General features: G+C 65.7%; 13 protein-coding genes. 6 read left to right on the top strand and 7 right to left on the bottom strand.

Annotation, left to right across the window (positions count from 1 at the left end; genetic code table 11):
• Positions 1-26 precede the first annotated feature (26 nt).
• Positions 27-1,160, bottom strand: coding sequence for an extracellular solute-binding protein (locus ACH2CY_RS10695; RefSeq protein ID WP_395018847.1), 1,134 nt, complete (start codon positions 1,158-1,160; stop codon positions 27-29).
• Between the two features lie 121 nt (positions 1,161-1,281).
• Here ACH2CY_RS10695 and ACH2CY_RS10700 point away from each other — a divergent pair, with 121 nt between their 5' ends.
• The 4 genes from ACH2CY_RS10700 to ACH2CY_RS10715 are packed head-to-tail and all read left to right on the top strand — an operon-like array spanning position 1,282 to position 6,224.
• Entirely contained in the window at positions 1,282-2,538 is a 1,257-nt protein-coding gene (locus tag ACH2CY_RS10700) for a sarcosine oxidase subunit beta family protein (RefSeq protein WP_395018849.1), read from the top strand.
• Complete coding sequence (locus tag ACH2CY_RS10705; protein ID WP_395018851.1) at positions 2,535-2,777, top strand: sarcosine oxidase subunit delta; 243 nt, start codon at positions 2,535-2,537, stop codon at positions 2,775-2,777. Before ACH2CY_RS10700 ends, ACH2CY_RS10705 begins: the two co-directional genes overlap by 4 nt.
• Entirely contained in the window at positions 2,774-5,704 is a 2,931-nt protein-coding gene (locus ACH2CY_RS10710; RefSeq protein ID WP_395018853.1) for a sarcosine oxidase subunit alpha family protein, read from the top strand. Before ACH2CY_RS10705 ends, ACH2CY_RS10710 begins: the two co-directional genes overlap by 4 nt.
• Positions 5,697-6,224 (top strand): sarcosine oxidase subunit gamma, encoded by a 528-nt coding sequence (locus ACH2CY_RS10715; RefSeq protein ID WP_395018855.1) that lies wholly within the window; start codon positions 5,697-5,699, stop codon positions 6,222-6,224. The genes ACH2CY_RS10710 and ACH2CY_RS10715 overlap by 8 nt, the downstream gene beginning before the upstream one ends.
• Positions 6,225-6,464: 240 nt before the next feature.
• On the opposite strand, the gene ACH2CY_RS10720 is transcribed toward ACH2CY_RS10715, so the two are convergent.
• Together ACH2CY_RS10720 and ACH2CY_RS10725 are read right to left on the bottom strand one after the other, a co-directional pair.
• Positions 6,465-6,839, bottom strand: a complete 375-nt coding sequence (locus ACH2CY_RS10720) for a lipocalin-like domain-containing protein (protein ID WP_395018856.1) — start codon at positions 6,837-6,839, stop codon at positions 6,465-6,467.
• A 58-nt stretch (positions 6,840-6,897) separates the two neighbouring features.
• Positions 6,898-9,333, bottom strand: coding sequence for an FAD-dependent oxidoreductase (locus ACH2CY_RS10725; RefSeq protein WP_395018857.1), 2,436 nt, complete (start codon positions 9,331-9,333; stop codon positions 6,898-6,900).
• 158 nt (positions 9,334-9,491) lie between these two features.
• Here ACH2CY_RS10725 and ACH2CY_RS10730 point away from each other — a divergent pair, with 158 nt between their 5' ends.
• A complete protein-coding gene (locus ACH2CY_RS10730) occupies positions 9,492-9,719 on the top strand; it encodes a hypothetical protein (RefSeq protein ID WP_395018859.1) in 228 nt (75 codons plus the stop codon).
• Between the two features lie 62 nt (positions 9,720-9,781).
• A complete protein-coding gene (locus tag ACH2CY_RS10735) occupies positions 9,782-10,672 on the top strand; it encodes an HpcH/HpaI aldolase/citrate lyase family protein (RefSeq protein ID WP_395018860.1) in 891 nt (296 codons plus the stop codon).
• Here the strand turns inward: ACH2CY_RS10735 and ACH2CY_RS10740 are convergent.
• The 4 genes from ACH2CY_RS10740 to ACH2CY_RS10755 are packed head-to-tail and all read right to left on the bottom strand — an operon-like array spanning position 10,557 to position 15,162.
• A complete protein-coding gene (locus ACH2CY_RS10740) occupies positions 10,557-11,675 on the bottom strand; it encodes a class I SAM-dependent RNA methyltransferase (protein ID WP_395018862.1) in 1,119 nt (372 codons plus the stop codon). The genes ACH2CY_RS10735 and ACH2CY_RS10740 overlap by 116 nt on opposite strands.
• A gap of 33 nt (positions 11,676-11,708) precedes the next feature.
• A complete protein-coding gene (oiaX, locus tag ACH2CY_RS10745; protein WP_395018864.1) occupies positions 11,709-12,959 on the bottom strand; it encodes a 3-oxo-isoapionate-4-phosphate decarboxylase OiaX in 1,251 nt (416 codons plus the stop codon).
• A gap of 9 nt (positions 12,960-12,968) precedes the next feature.
• Positions 12,969-13,799 carry a phosphogluconate dehydrogenase C-terminal domain-containing protein gene (locus ACH2CY_RS10750; RefSeq protein WP_395018866.1) on the bottom strand — a complete coding sequence of 277 codons (831 nt, stop codon included), beginning with the start codon at positions 13,797-13,799 and terminating at the stop codon, positions 12,969-12,971.
• Positions 13,800-13,815: 16 nt separating this feature from the next.
• A complete protein-coding gene (locus ACH2CY_RS10755; protein WP_395018867.1) occupies positions 13,816-15,162 on the bottom strand; it encodes a four-carbon acid sugar kinase family protein in 1,347 nt (448 codons plus the stop codon).
• Between the last annotated feature and the right edge of the window lie 17 nt (positions 15,163-15,179).

The raw sequence follows: 15,179 nt of genomic DNA on the forward strand, positions 1-15,179 counted from the left end.
CATCCTAACGCGGTATGCAGCTGCCGCTAAGGGCCGCCGGCCTTGATCTGCGCCCAGAGTTGGTCGACCCGGAGCTGCAGGTCGGGGGCCAGCGGCTTGACCAGGACCAGCTTCGCCTTCACCGCGTCGGTCGGGAAGATCCGCGGATCCGCCGCCAGCGGCGCATAGACCTGGTCATAGCTGCCCGGCTGCCCGTTGGCATAGCCCATCTCACCGGCGGTGGTGGCGATCATCTTCGGCTGCAGCAGATGGTTGAGGAAGGCGTAGGCGGCGTCGGGATGCGGCGCGTCCTTGGGGATGGCGAAGGCGTCGATGAAGGCGAGCCCGCCTTCCCGCGGCACCACGTAGTCGATGACCGCCGCCACCTGGCCGGCTTTCGGCGCGGGCTCGGAGGCCTTGAGCTTGTTCGCAGCCTGCACCGCATCGCCGTTCCATTCGGTGGCGAGGCAGAGCTTCTTGCCGGTAAGCCCGCTCACCAGGTTGGCCGAGTCCAAGGTCCTCACATAGGGGCGGATCTTCTGCACCACCGCCGCGGCCCGCTCCCATTCCGGCTCGTCGGCCTGGTTGGGATCGAGCCCCAGATAGCGCAGCGCCATCGGCAGCACCACCATCGGGTCGTCGATCAGGCCGATGCCGCAACCCTGCAGCTTCTTGGCGAAGCGCACGTCGAAGATCAGCGCATAGGAATTGAGCGGTGCATCCTCCGCCCGCTTCCTGATCAGGTCGGTCCGGAGCGCGAGGCCGATCGTGCCCCAGAGATAGATCCCGGTGGAGGCGGTCGGAACGTCTGCGCCGGCGAGGAGCTTGGTCAGGGCCGGATCCTGCCCGGCCAGCGCCGGGAGCCGGGCGGCATCCAGCGGCTGGAACTTGCCGGCCTGGATCGCCTGTGAAAGCTGCGGCACGGCTTTCAACACGACGATGTCATAGCCGGCATTGCCGCCGGCGAGCTTGGCCGCTGCCTCGTCCGGGGTCTCATAGGTCTCGACTTGGGTCTTGGTCCCGCTCGCGCGGGAGAACGACTCGAGCACGGTCGGGCTCAAGTAGCCGTTCCAGGCATAAAGCTTGACCAGTTTCTCCTGGGCCAGGACCGGGTTCTGGAAAGCCGCCATGAGGACGGCCAATGGGACGATCAGGGCGACGATCAGCGCGCGATGGGACATTCAGCCAATGGCTCGATTATCTGGGGTTCAATCGGTGCATGAAAAAAAGGAATGAACGAGGGCGACAATACCACGCGGCCCCTGTTGTTTGCGACCGTTTCGGTCTGATACCTTCCGGCCCGTGTCCAAGTATTCCGCCTTTTCCCTCGTCCGCCACGCGCTCAATCCCGACCTGCCCTGGCCGCGGGCCTGGCGCTCGCCCGAGCCGAAATCCTCCTACGATGTCGTGATCGTCGGCGGCGGCGGGCATGGCCTCGCCACCGCGCATTACCTCGCCAAGAATCACGGCATCCGCAACGTCGCGATCCTGGAGCGGGCCTATATCGGTTCCGGCAATGTCGGGCGCAATACCACCATCATCCGCTCCAACTACCAGATGGGCGGCAACACCGCCTTCTTCGAGCATTCGCTGAAGCTCTGGGAAGGCCTCTCCCACGAACTCAACTTCAACTGCATGGTCTCGCAGCGCGGCCAGGTCATCGTCGCGATCTCACCCGTGCAGATGGACGTCTTCGCCCGCAAGGGCAACACCATGCGCCTGAACGGCATCGACGCCGAGCTGCTCGACCGCGGCGAGGTGATGAAGCTCCTCCCCTATCTCGACTATTCCAAGGACGCGCGCTGGCCGGTCTATGGCGCCATCCACCAGCCGCGCGCCGGCACCGCGCGCCATGACGCGGTCGCCTGGGGCTATGCCCGCTCGGCCGACAGCCAGGGCATCGACATCATCGAGAATTGCGAAGTCACCGGCTTCGTGATGGAAGGCGGCAAGGTGACCGGCGTCGAGACCTCGCGCGGCCGGATCAATGCCGGCAAGGTCGGCATCGCGGTCGCCGGCCATACCTCGCATGTGGCGAAGATGGCGGGTCTCCGGCTGCCGGTCGAGAGCCATATCCTGCAGGCCTTTGTCACCGAGCCCCTGAAGCCGATCGTGCATCATGTCGTCTCCTGGGGTGCCGAGCTCTTCTATCTCTCGCAATCGGACAAGGGCGGGCTGGTGTTCGGCGGCCATATCGACGGCTTCAACACCTATACCCAGCGCGGCCAGTTCGCAAAGATCCAGGGCGTCGCCGAATGCGCCGTCTCGCTGATGCCCTTCGTCAGCCGCGTCCGCCTGCTGCGCCACTGGGGCGGCATCCAGGACATGACCCCGGACGGCAGCCCGTTCATCGGCAAGACGCCGGTCAAGAATCTCTATCTCAACGGCGGCTGGTGCTACCAGGGCTTCAAGGCGACGCCGGCCTCGGGCTGGACCTTCGCCCATACCATCGCCCATGACGACGAGCATGAGCTGGTCCGCGACTTCTCCCTCGACCGTTTCGAGAAGGGCGGCGAGCTCGACGAATACGGCACCGGCAACTGGACCTGGAAGCAATGAGGATACCCTGCCCGCATTGCGGCCCGCGCGACTATTCGGAGTTCCGCTACGGCGGCGACGCCTCGAAGCAGCGCCCGAAACACGGCACCGGCGATCTCAAGACCTGGCACGATTTCTACTTCCTGTTCGACAACCCCAAGGGCCCGCATCAGGAATATTGGCAGCACGTGCTGGGTTGCCGGCGCTGGTTCACTCTCTCCCGCAACACCGCCACCAATGAAGTTGGGGAAGCCAAGTGACCTTCCGGCGACTACCTTCCGGCGGCCGCCTCGACCGCAGCAAGACCGTCGGCTTCACGTTGGACGGCAAATCGTATTCCGGATTTGTCGGCGACACCTTGGCTTCGGCGCTGCTGGCGAACGACGTCACCCTGGTCGGGCGTAGCTTCAAGTATCACCGCCCGCGCGGGATCATGTCCGCCGGTGTCGAGGAGCCGAACGCGCTCTTTACTTTGCATGGCGGTGCCCGCACCGAAGCGAATATCCCCGGGACGGTCGTCGATCTCACCGAAGGCCTGACCGCACGCACGCAGAATGCCTGGCCCTCCGTCGAATTGGACGTGATGGGCATCAACCAGCTGGCTGCGCCGCTCTTCCAGTCGGGCTTCTACTACAAGACCTTCATGGGCCCGACCAAGGGCGCCTGGATGTTCTACGAGCCCTTCATCCGCAATGCCGCCGGCCTGGGCGCCGCCACCGAAGCCGCCGATCCCGACCGCTATGACACCCGCTTCGATTTCTGCGAAGTGCTGGTGATCGGCGCCGGTGCCGCCGGCATCGCCGCCGCCTTGAGCGCCGCACGCGACGGCGCGCGGGTCGTGCTGGTCGAGCAGGATTCCGAGCTCGGCGGCGGCTTGCTCTCCGATCCCGCGCAAGGTGATTGGCTGAACGCGCGCCTGGCTGAGATAAACCAAGCCGCCAACATCCGCGCGCTGACCCACACGAGCGCGATCGGCCTCTATGACGACAACATGGTGGTGCTGGTCGAGCGCCGCGACCACCGGCAGCCGGATCCCGCCAAGGGCCAGGCGCGCCAGGTCCTGACCATGCTGCAGGCCAAGGCGATCGTGTTTGCGACCGGCGCCATCGAGCGGCCGCTGGTCTTCGCCAACAACGACCGGCCGGGCGTGATGCTGGCTTCGGCGGTGCGGACCTATCTGAATCGCTTCGGCGTGGCCCCCGCGGGCCGCGCGGTGATCGCGACCAACAACGACACCGCCTATGCCACCGCCTACGATCTCGCGGCGCAGGGCCTCGAGGTGATCGTCGCCGACAGCCGCGACACGATCGCCGCCGACCTCAAGACCCGAAAGGGCATCGAGATCCTGACCGGAACATCGGTGGTCGATGTGAAGGGCAAAGGCACCCTGCATGCTGCGCTCCAGGGCGCAGAGGAACGCACCGTCACCTGCGATGTGGTCGGCGTTTCCGGCGGCTGGTCGCCGGTCGTGCATCTGACCAGCCATGGCGGGATCAAGCCGCGCTATGACGCGCGCGTGGTCGGCTTCGTGCCGGGCGGCTTCGCGCCGAGCCATTCCGGCGCCGGCGCCTGCATCGGCACCTTCGGCCTCAACGCCGCGATCCGTGAAGGCACGGAAGCCGGCGCCAAGGCCGCCGGCACCGCACCGCAAGCACTGCCGGCCGCCGCGGGCGAAGACCGCGCCTACGCGATCCTGCCGGCCTGGATGCCGCCCAAACGCCCCCATGGAAATCCCCGGGGCAAAGCTTTTGTCGATTTCCAGAACGATGTCACGGCCAAGGACATCAAGAACGCGCATCAAGAGGGCTATCACTCGGTCGAGCACTTGAAGCGCTACACCACGCTCGGCATGGGCACCGACCAGGGCAAGACCTCGAACATCATCGCGCTGGCCGAGATGGCCGAGCTGCGCGGTCTGCCCTTGGAGCAGGCCGGCACCACCACTTTCCGCCCGCCCTATACCGGCGTCTCCTTGGGCGCGATTGCGGGCCGCACCATCGGTGGCCATTTCCGTCCGACCCGGCGCTCGCCTTTGCACGACTGGCACGCGGCCAATGGCGGCGTCTTCATCGATGCGGGACTCTGGAAGCGCGCCTGGTATTACACCTGGGCCGGCGACACGCCCGAGACCGCCTACGTCAAGGAGATGGAGCTGGTGCGGCGCGGCGTCGGCATCTCCGACGTCTCCACCCTCGGCAAGATCGACGTGCAGGGACCGGATGCCGCCGAGTTTCTGAACCGGGTCTATGTCAACGGCTTCGCCAAGCTCCCCGTCGGCAAGGCGCGCTACGGCGTGATGCTGAACGACGACGGCGTGGTGCTGGACGACGGCACCACCACGCGGATCTCCGAGACTCAGTTCTACACGACCACCACGACGGCCCAGGCCGGCGAGGTCATGTCCTGGCTGGAATTCCTGCTGCAGACCCAGTGGACCGATTTGAAGGTCCATGTCGCCTCATTGACCGACGAATGGGCCGGCATGGCAATCTCCGGCCCGAAATCGCGCCAAGCGCTCGAACTCGCCTTCCCCGGCGTCGATGTCTCGGACGCGAGGCTGCCTTACATGGGCTGCCTCGAAATCAATTTCGAAGGCGCCCCGATCCGGCTGCTCCGCCTCAGCTTTTCCGGCGAGCTTGCCTACGAAGTCCACCTGCCCGCGGATTACGCCACCGCGCTCTGGGAACACTTCATCAAGACCGGCGCTCCGCTCGGCATCAAGCCCTACGGCCTCGAAGCCTTGGCGAGTCTCCGCATCGAAAAGGGCCATGTTGCTGGCCTCGAGCTCGACCATCGCAACACCTTGGATGATCTCGGCCTCGGCAAGATGGCCGCGAAAGAAAAGCCCTATATCGGCAAGGAGCTCCGCCAGCGCCCGATCTACCAGGCGCCGGAGCGCTGGAGCCTGGTCGGCCTCGAGCTCTTGGAGCCGGAGAAGCGGCTGCGCGGCGGCGCGATCCTCTTCGCCAAGGACGACGAGATCAAAGGCCATGGCCGCGGCTACATCACCTCGGTCACCTGGTCGGTCGAATTGCAGAAGACGATTGCGCTCGCCCTCTATAACGGCGGCCTGAAGCATGTCGGCGAGGAAATCCTCTGCGCCTTCCCGCTGAAGAACGAGCTGACCCGTGCCAAGATTGTCAGCCCGCATTTCATCGACCCCGAAGGGAAGCGCCTCCATGCTTGAGAAGCGATCCGCCCTCGCCACCGCGCATCCCTTCGCCTGGGCGGCCTTGACGCTCGGCGAAGTGCGCAACTTCACCCTGACCCAGGTCGCGGGCTTCGGCGGCTTCGAGGCTGATGTCACAGCCGTCGCCGGCGCCTTGCCGACGACCAACGATCAGGCGGCCGAAAGCAACGGCCGCACCGTCTTCCGGACCGGCCCGCAGAGCTTCTGGTTCGTCGGACCGGCGAATGACGATCTCGCTTCTCGCCTCGCAGGCAAGGCGATCGTCACCCCGCTCTCCTCCAGCCGCAGTCGGATCTCGATCGAAGGCCGCGCCGCGCGCGACGTCTTGCGCAAAGGCATCCCGATCGATCTGCACGAGCGCGTCTTCACGCCGGGCAAGTTCGCGCAAACCGGCGTCCATCACACGCCGGTTCTCCTGCATTGCATCGCCGAGCAGCGCTTCGAGCTCTACGCAATGCGGACCTTCGCGCTGAACGTCTGGGAATGGCTCGAGGACGCCGCGCTGGAATTCAAGTAACGCGCATCCGCCAAGCGTCCAGGCTGGAGCCCTTGAGATAAATCGGCTATAATCTTCTGCGGTTGGTCGACGGTGCCGCGCTCACCATCGCGCGCGAAACTGCGAACCAATCAGGCGGAACCTTTACAGGGCCTTTACGCCAGCAAGCATGCGGCGCCGGCCATTAAAGAGATTCTGCTCGATGGATCAGCCGGTTATTGGAATTAGACGGGTGATCGCGTAAAGGTTCGCGGCTCGCCGTCAAGTGACCCGCTGCAGCTTCGCCTGATACTTGCCCGGCGTGCCGATGGTCATGGCATCGCCTGAGACCTCGAAGTTCCGCTCCTGCACGCTGCCGAGATAGTCGGCCATGTTGCTGGCCTCGACCGTGACGCGGACCTTATCGCCGCTGATTGAATAGGGACCGAAATAGCACATCAGCGATTTCGCGATCTCATCGGGAAAGCCGCCGTCATTCGGGCTTCTCCCGAGTTGGATGAAAGCATGCCCGGTCGCGTCGAACACCGCGTAACCGCTTGGATGCGCGCCGAGCGGCTGGCCGGCGACGCCTTCCTTGTTGAAGCGCGTGAAGGAGACGACACGCCAGGTGCCGATGAGTGGATTCGTTGAGGTCATGCTCGGCCCTCTCTCAACTCTTCATCCGCGGACCAGGCCCGCGGATGACGACTGGTTGCTACGACCGCATCCGCTTGCCTTCGGGATCGAACGGCGGGTCGATGAGGATCGTGGCCTTGCGGTTCTCGCCGATGATCTCGATCTCGAACGCGCCCTGCCCGGTTTCGCCGGCCAGCTCCTTCGGCACATATCCTTGCGCCATCGACTTGTCGACATAATGCGCATAGCCGCCGGAGGTGACCCAGCCCACGACCTTGCCCTTGTGCCAGATCGGCTCGTCGCCGAGCACGTCACAATCGCCGGCCTCGACGATCATCGAGACGCGGCGCAATTTGCCGCCGCTCCGCTTCTCTTCGGTCGCGGCTTCGCGGCCGATGAAGTCGTTCTTGCCGAGATCGATGAAGCGGTCGAGGCCGGCCTCGAACACGCCGTAGATCGGCCTGAGCTCGCGGTACCAGGTCGGGAAGTTCTTCTCCAGGCGCATCGAGAGCAGCGCCCGCATGCCGAAATTGACGATGCCATGCGGCTTGCCCGCCTTCATGATGGCCTGATAGAGCCGGCGCTGGTATTCGGGTGCCACCCAGATCTCGTAGCCGAGGTCGCCGGTATAGGTGACCCGGTTGATCAGCGCCGGGACATTGCCGATGTCCATCGACCGATGGTCCATGAACTTGAAGGCGGCGTTGGAGACGTCCTCGTCGGTCATGGCCTGCAGCACGTCGCGCGACTTCGGGCCTGCGATCGAGAGGCCGACCAGGCCCATGTCGTAGCGGTGGATCCGGACCGAGCCGTCGGCCGGCAGGTGCTGCTCGAACCAGCGCATGTGATATTTCTGCGCTTGGCTGGAGCCCCACATGTAGAAGCGCTCGTCCGCCGCCTTGGCGATGGTGAAGTCGCCGATCAGCTTGCCGCCCGGGTTCAGCATGGGGGTGAGGATGATGCGGCCGGTGCGCGGCATCTTGTTGGTCATGAGGCGCGAGAGGAAGGCCTCGGCACCGGATCCCTCGAAGCGATACTTGGCGAAGTTCGCGATCTCCGTCACGCCGACGCCGTTGCGGGTGCCGAGCACCTCGGCTTTCACATGCTTGAAGTCGTTGGAGCGGTGGAAGGAGACGATATCCTTGGGCTCGACGCCCTTCGGCGCGAACCAGAGCGGCGTCTCCAGGCCCCAGCTGTCGCCCATGACCGCGCCCTGCGCGATCATGGTGTCATAGAGCGCGGTGGTCTGCTGCGGCCGCGCGGCCGGCAGTTCCTCGTTCGGGAAGCGGACCGAGAAGCGGCGGGCATAGTTCTCGCGCACCTTCTCGTTGGTGTAGGAGCGAGTCGCCCATTCGCCGAAGCGCGCCACGTCCATGGCCCAGACGTCGAAGCCGGGATCGCCGTTCACCATCCATTGCGACAAGGCAAGGCCGACGCCGCCGCCCTGGCTGAAGCCGGCCATGACCGCGCAGGCGCACCAGAAGTTCCGCAGACCCTGGACCGGTCCCACCAGCGGGTTGCCATCGGGCGAGAAGGTGAAGGGGCCGTTGATGACCCGCTTGATGCCGGCATTCTCCAGCGCCGGAAAATGCTTGTAGCCGAGCTCCAGATTGGGCGCGATCCGGTCGAGATCCGGCTGCAGCAGCTCCTGGCCGAAGCTCCAGGGCGTCTCCCTGGGCTGCCAGGGGACGCAGGCCTGCTCATAGGTGCCGAGCACCATGCCCTGGCGCTCCTGGCGCATGTAGATCTCGGACTTGAAGTCGATGATATGCGGCAGCTCGTGGCCGCGCTCCTTGTTGTAGGAGATCACCTCCTGCATGTCCTCGGTCACCAGATACATGTGCTCCATGGCGAGCACGGGGAGCTCCAGGCCGACCATGCGGCCGACTTCGCGGGCCCAGAGGCCGCCGCAATTGACGACATGCTCGGCGTGGATGTTGCCCTGGTCGGTGATGACGTCCCAACTCCCGTCCTTGCGCGCCTGCAGGTCGGTCACGCGGGTGCTCTGGTAGATCTCGGCGCCGGCGATCTTCGCCGACTTGGCATAGGCGTTGGTGGTGCCGTTGGGATCGAGGTTGCCGTCGGCGGCGTCCAGCATGGCGCCGACGAAATACTGCTCCTCAAGCATCGGATGCATCTTCTTCGCCTCGGCCATGGTCAGCATCTCGGTCTCGAGGCCAAGATAGCGGGCGCGGGCATGGGCCATCTTCAGCCATTCCAGCCGCTCCGGCGTCTCCGCCAGAATGAGGCCGCCGGAGCGGTGCAGGCCGCAGCTCTCGCCGGAGATCTTTTCGAGCTCGTTGTAGAGACCGATCGTGTAGCCCTGCAGCTTGGCGACATTGGGATCGCCGTTGAGGGTATGGAAGCCGCCCGCCGCGTGCCAGGTCGAGCCCGAGGTCAGCCGGTCGCGCTCAACCAGGACCACGTCTTTCCAGCCGGCCTTGGTCAGGTGGTAGAGCACGGAACAGCCGACGACACCGCCGCCGATGACGACTACACGGGCTTGAGACTTCATGGATCGATCCCTAAGGAATTGGTGAAAAACGGCCTTTTCGGTCCTTGGCGGCAGAGGCTAATGGGCCGAAAACCGCCTTGCCAATGCGTTTTTGGCTCCCGGCTAAGGGCTTTTCCTGAATTTCCGGATTGTTAGGAATCACCCTATAAAACCGTCCCATGAGCGACTTCCGGCATCATTTCCGCCTCTGGGCCCTGGGCACCCTGGTCATCATGGTGACTTTGGGCTCCCTGACCGGCCTGCTGCTGCGCCAGTGGCGCGACGGCGTCGCGGCCGGCCCGTCCGGCGGCACGATCGGAGTCTTCGCCTGCACCCTGCTGCTCGGCCTGATCGCGGTCTGGTTTCGCAACGGCCACCGGCTCTGGCTCGCCGCCAAGGCGCGTTAGGTGCTAGAACTGCCGGAGTCGTAAACCTCCTCCGGCGGAAATCAATGTATCGGGAAAATGCTTTGAAGCGGCGGCTCGCCCAGGGCGAGTCCGTGTTCGGTTGCTGGGTCGATACCGGCAGTTCGACCGTGGTCGAGATCCTCGGCCATGCCGGCTTCGATTTCGTGGTGATCGACCTGGAGCACGGCCAGGGCGACATCGCCACCGCCACCGAGATGATCCGCGCCGCGCAATTGACCGACATGACCGCGGTCATCCGCGTGCCCTCCAACGATCCCATATTCCTGAAGCGGATCCTGGAAGTCGGCGCCGACAGCCTGATGATCCCGCAGATCGAAACCGCCGAGGAAGCCAAGGCCGCCGTGCACGCCTGCCGCTACCCGCCGCAGGGAGCGCGCGGCTATGCGGCCCCGGTGGTGCGCGCCTCCTCCTACGGGAAGGTCAAGGACTACATCCACCGCGCCAATGACAACCTGCTCCTGGTCCTGCAGATCGAATCCCAATCGGCGGTGAAGCATGCGGCCGAGATCGCCGGCGTCGAGGGCGTCGATGTCGCCTTCATCGGCGTCAACGACCTCGGCGGCTCGATCGGCCGGCTGGAGCAACTCGATCATCCCGACGTCCGCAAGCTGGTCGCCGAGGCCGAGGCTGCACTGAAGAAGACCGGCAAGATCATGGGCACGGTGCCCAGCGCCGGCGCCACGCCGAAGGAACTCTTCGCCGCCGGCTACAAGATGGTCCCGCTGGCGGTCGACGTCGCCCTGCTGCGCGACGCGGCTCTGGCCTGCGTCCGCGAACACGCCCCTCCGGCAAGACTGTCGGCGAGGCGAAGCGTTACTAGGGCAGCGGCTGGGTCTGGAACAGGCGGACGCGGATGCCGCCATGCGATACCGGATCGCCCGGCGGCAGGAACGGCAGGCCGGTCGCTTCCGCCAGCGGCGTTTCGTTGGTGATGATGCCGACGCGCCAGCCGCTGAACTTGGCGAGCAAGGTCTGGCCCAGCGCGCGATAGAGCGCGGTCAGCTGCTTACGATCCCCGATCCGCGCGCCGTAGGGCGGGTTGGCGATCACCAGGCCCGGCTTGCCCTCCGGCGGCGTCAGGTCGCTGATCGCCTGCTGCTTGAACGCGGTCAGTGACGCAACGCCGGCGCGTTCGGCATTGGCCCGGCTCATCGCCACCGCGCCCGCGTCGCGGTCGCTGCCGTGAAACTTGATTCCATCGGGAAGTGCCGCCGGCTTGCCGGCGCGCATCCGGTTCCAGGCAACGGAGTCGAAAGTCTTCAACTGCTCGAAGGCAAAGCGCCGCGATCGGCCTGGCTGCAGCCCGGCGGCGATCTCGGCCGCTTCGATGACGAAGGTGCCGGAGCCGCACATCGGATCGACCACCGGCTCCTTGCCGTCGAAGCCGCATTGCCGCAGGAACAGGGCGGCCAGATTCTCGCGCATCGGTGCCTTGGCGACGGCTTCCTTATGCCCGCGCTTGTGCAGTGACTCGCCCGAGGTATCGACGCTGATGGTGCAGAGATCGTCGTCGATCCGCGCCTTGATGACGACCTCGGCGTCTTCGGAGGCCGACGCGCCGAGCGTGCCCTGGATCGCCTTGGTCACCCGCTGGGCCGCGGCGCCCTGGTGATAGATGCGCGAAGCCTTGCATGAAGCCTCGACCCAGAACGGCTGGTCGGCGCGCAGGATCTCGCCCCAGGCGACCTTGCGCGATCGCTTGTCGAGCTGCGCCACATGCATTGCCCGAAACTCGGCGATCCGCGCCAGCACGCGGGCGGCGCCGCGCAGTTCCAGGTTGGCGCGCCAGACTTCGGGCCAGCCGCCCTGCACGGTGACGCCGCCCTTGATGATCCTGGGATCGCGGAAGCGCTTCTCGCACGCCTCGGCGGCGAGCGCGGTTTCCAGGCCCGGCGCGGTCACCAGGAAGATTTCGAAATCGGGGGCAGCGGTCATGCCGGAGGTCTTAACACAAACCCGGCGCTCGGATCACGCGTCCTTGCCGAACTTCTCGATCGCCTGCCGCAGCTCGGGATGGGTCTTGGCGTAGGTCTCCAGCGGGATGCCCTCGACCGCGGCGGCCCAAGCCTGCTGCACGGCGACGACGCCGGCCGCGGGACCGCCGGGATGGCTCACGATCCCGCCGCCGCAGAGATAGAGGAGATCGACGGTGCGGCCGGTGCGGGCATAGGTCTCCGGCGCCTGGCCGCCCCATTGCCCGGAGCCGGCGACCGGCATCGGGCAATCCTCCGGTGAGAAGAGCGGCGTGCTCACCGCCTTGAACGAGCGCACGAATGAATCATCCGGCTCCCAGTATTTCGACTGGATGCCGTTGATCTGGAATTGGTCGACACCCAACAGCCGCCAGAACTGCTGCCAGACCGAGAAATCGAAACCGAGTCCGGGATGGCGGGTCAGGATGTCCCAGCCGTTGCGGTGCGCGTGCAAGGCGATCTGGCTGCGCTTCCTGAGGAAAGCCATCGCGCCCATTCCGATCGAGTTGATGTTGACGACGGCGCAGTTGCCGCCTGCCTCCACCACGAGATCGTGGTTGCGCATCATCTGGTCGGGATCCGTGTGGGAGATCCCGAAGGCGACCATCACCTTCTTGCCGGTCTTCTGCTCGTGATCGAGCACCAGGGGCATGATCGCCGAGATCCTCTGCTCGAGCGGCGAATAGGCCGGGCTCATCAGCTTCTCGTCGTCCTTGATGAAATCGACGCCCGAACGAATGAGCTCGCCGACCAGCGCAGCCGTCTCCGGCGGACGCAAGCCCAAAGCCGGCTTGATGATCGTGCCGATGACCGGACGATCCGTGACCCCGGTCAGCCTGCGGGTTCCGGCTACACCGAACTGCGGCCCTGGATAGGCGCCGCGGAACTCCTCAGGAAGCTTCAGGCCGACGATTCGAATCCCGGTCAGGCCACGGATCGAGAATGCCCCACCGATCGCAATCGTCATCAGCGCCGAAAGATCGGTGCCGATCGCCTCGAAGGGAAAGCCGATATCGGCCTCGCCCCGGTTATAGGGTCCTGACCCCTGCTGCGGCAGCGACGGCATTGTCACCGGCGGCAACGGACGGAGGTCCAGCACCCGCGCCGCGACGCGGTTCTTCAATTCCTCGGTTTCGCCCGGCACCGGCACGAAGGTGCCGGTGGACTGGTCGCTGGCGATCTTGGCGGCCAGCGCCTCGACGCTGCCGGGTGTTTCCAGGAGATAGGTGAGGACGATCAGCGACAATGGAAGACCTCAGCGGGTGATGCGCTGGATGCTCTCGGAAATCTCGCCCTTGTCGAAGACGTTGAGCCAGTCCGGCTTGAAGATCCGCCCCCGCGCGTTGGCGATCGCCTTCTGCGCCGCATCGGAGAAGACCGCGCCCGGCAACTGGTCGAACACCACCGCCATGCCGATGTTGATATGCCCCATCAGGAAATCGAAGGCGGCCTCGCGCGGCACGCCGCGGCGCACCGCCTCCTCCATGCCCTCGCGCATCATGGCGATGAAGGTGATCGCCATGGTCTCGCTCAAGGCCGGTTCCAGGATCGCCATCTGCTCGACGGTTACGCGATGCGAGCGGAGGATCGGTGCATACATCTGCTTGGCGATCGTCTCGCCCTTGGCGTAATGCGCTTCCGGTCCCTGCATCAGCGCGCAGACGATGCTCTGCTTCGCCGCCAACCCGCCGAAGAAATCCTTCTTCGCATCGGGCTGGGTCTCGTCGTTGATGATCGGCGGATGGCAGGGATGGGTGACGAAATAGCTCAGGTCGTCGCGCTTCGGCAGCTCGCCGGCGAAAGGCGCCGCCGGGTCCAGCGCCACCACCATGGTGCCGCTCGCCAGTTGCGGCGAGATGGCATGTGAGATCTTGCCGATCAAGGTGTCGGGCACGGCCAGGATCACCACCTCGGCCCCCTTCAGCGCAACCTCCTGCGGCGAGGCGGAGATGCCGAGCTCCTTCATCCGCTCCTGGCCGGCCGGGCTCACCTCGACATAGCGCATGTCATGGCCGTGGCCCTTCAAGTTGCGCGACAGGCGATAGCCCATCTTCCCGCCGGCACCCATGATCGCGATGGCAGTCATCCTATTCTCTCCCGTGTCAGGCCGCGCCGTCGCGCAGGCCGATGAAGTAATCCGGGCCGCCGATCTGGCCGCCCTTGAACACGACTTCGATTCCGTCGACCACATCCGTCTCCGCCGTCGCGCGGCAGAGCGGCGCGCCCGGCACGGTGGGGGCGATCATCGTCAAGGCTTCAAGCCGCATCGCCTGCGCCACCGCGCCGGAGGTATCGCCGCCGGCGATGACCGCACGGCGGATGAGCCCAGGCTCGCGGGCGCTGGAGACGACCGTTGCCAGCGCCACCCCGATCTTTTCGTTCAAAACTTCGGTGCCGGCGCGGGCCTGCAATGCTTTTACGGCCGACGGATCGGGCGCCTCGGCGCTGTAAACGACCACACTCTGGCCACGACCGAGAACCGCCTCGGCAGCCCGAGCGGCGCGATGCGTTTCAGCTTGCCCTTCGAGCAACTTGACCGGATCGAGTGCAATCGTTTCAAAGCCTTGCGCCCGCGCCGCGGCGATCTGGCCGGAAGTGACCGGCGAGCAGCTGCCGGAAACCACCAGCAGGGGTCCGTTGGCCCGCAGCTCCGGCAGCGCGGCCGGCCGCACGATGCGGCCGATCGATTCCCAATAGGCGCAGAGCGCGTATTCGACGCCGGAAGAGCCGGCCAGGAACTGCACCGGCTCGGCCGAGGCCGCGATGACGCGGCCTGCTTCGCGCGACGACTCCGCGTCGAGCACGTCGATAAGGACGATCTCGGCGCCCGCCGCGAGCTCGGCCTCGAAACTTGCCAGGCCAGTGCCGGCGTTGACGGCGAGGATATCGACCAGGCCGATCTTGCGCGCGGTCTGCTTCCCGAGATGCAGGCGGAGGTCGGCCTCGTCCATCGGCGTCACCGGATGGCGGGCCATGGTCGGGTGCCGGTCGATCCGATAGGTCACGTCGCCGACCGTCGCGAAGAGATTGCCGAAAGTGGTGTATCGCTTCAGCGCCGGCGCGCCGACCACCAGAGGCACAGCGCGATTCCGGAAGACCGTGGCGGCGCAGTCGATGGCGCGGCCGATGCTGCCGACGCTCGGCGATGAGTCGAAGGTCGAGCAGACCTTGTAGTGAACGAAGGGCGCGCCGAGATCGCGCAGCTTGGCGAAGAGCGGCGACAGCGCCTCATCCATCCAGTCCGGCGACTTGCTGCGGCTCATGCCGGCGACCCCGACCGCCCGCGCTTCGGGGAATCGGTCGAGCAGTTCCGGCGTCGGGTCCCGGAGCAACAGCACGGTCGGAATCCCGGCGCGCACCAGCACGTCCAGGACGTCGGTCGACCCGGTGAAATCGTCGCCGTAATAGGCGAGATCGTAGGCGCGGTTGGTTTTGGCCGCTGAACTCAAGGGATCTGTCTCTGGGG

The sequence above is a fragment of the Dongia sp. genome (assembly GCF_041905885.1).
Lineage (GTDB): Bacteria > Pseudomonadota > Alphaproteobacteria > Dongiales > Dongiaceae > Dongia.

What these genes read in the sequence shown, in the direction of transcription:
- ACH2CY_RS10695 (WP_395018847.1), bottom strand. Translation starts at nt 1,160, where the DNA reads ATGTCCCATCGCGCGCTGATCGTCGCCCTGATCGTCCCATTGGCCGTC.
- ACH2CY_RS10740 (WP_395018862.1), bottom strand. Translation starts at nt 11,675, where the DNA reads ATGACCGCTGCCCCCGATTTCGAAATCTTCCTGGTGACCGCGCCGGGC.
- ACH2CY_RS10705 (WP_395018851.1), top strand. Translation starts at nt 2,535, where the DNA reads ATGAGGATACCCTGCCCGCATTGCGGCCCGCGCGACTATTCGGAGTTC.
- ACH2CY_RS10725 (WP_395018857.1), bottom strand. Translation starts at nt 9,333, where the DNA reads ATGAAGTCTCAAGCCCGTGTAGTCGTCATCGGCGGCGGTGTCGTCGGC.
- ACH2CY_RS10750 (WP_395018866.1), bottom strand. Translation starts at nt 13,799, where the DNA reads ATGACTGCCATCGCGATCATGGGTGCCGGCGGGAAGATGGGCTATCGC.
- ACH2CY_RS10715 (WP_395018855.1), top strand. Translation starts at nt 5,697, where the DNA reads ATGCTTGAGAAGCGATCCGCCCTCGCCACCGCGCATCCCTTCGCCTGG.
- ACH2CY_RS10720 (WP_395018856.1), bottom strand. Translation starts at nt 6,839, where the DNA reads ATGACCTCAACGAATCCACTCATCGGCACCTGGCGTGTCGTCTCCTTC.
- ACH2CY_RS10730 (WP_395018859.1), top strand. Translation starts at nt 9,492, where the DNA reads ATGAGCGACTTCCGGCATCATTTCCGCCTCTGGGCCCTGGGCACCCTG.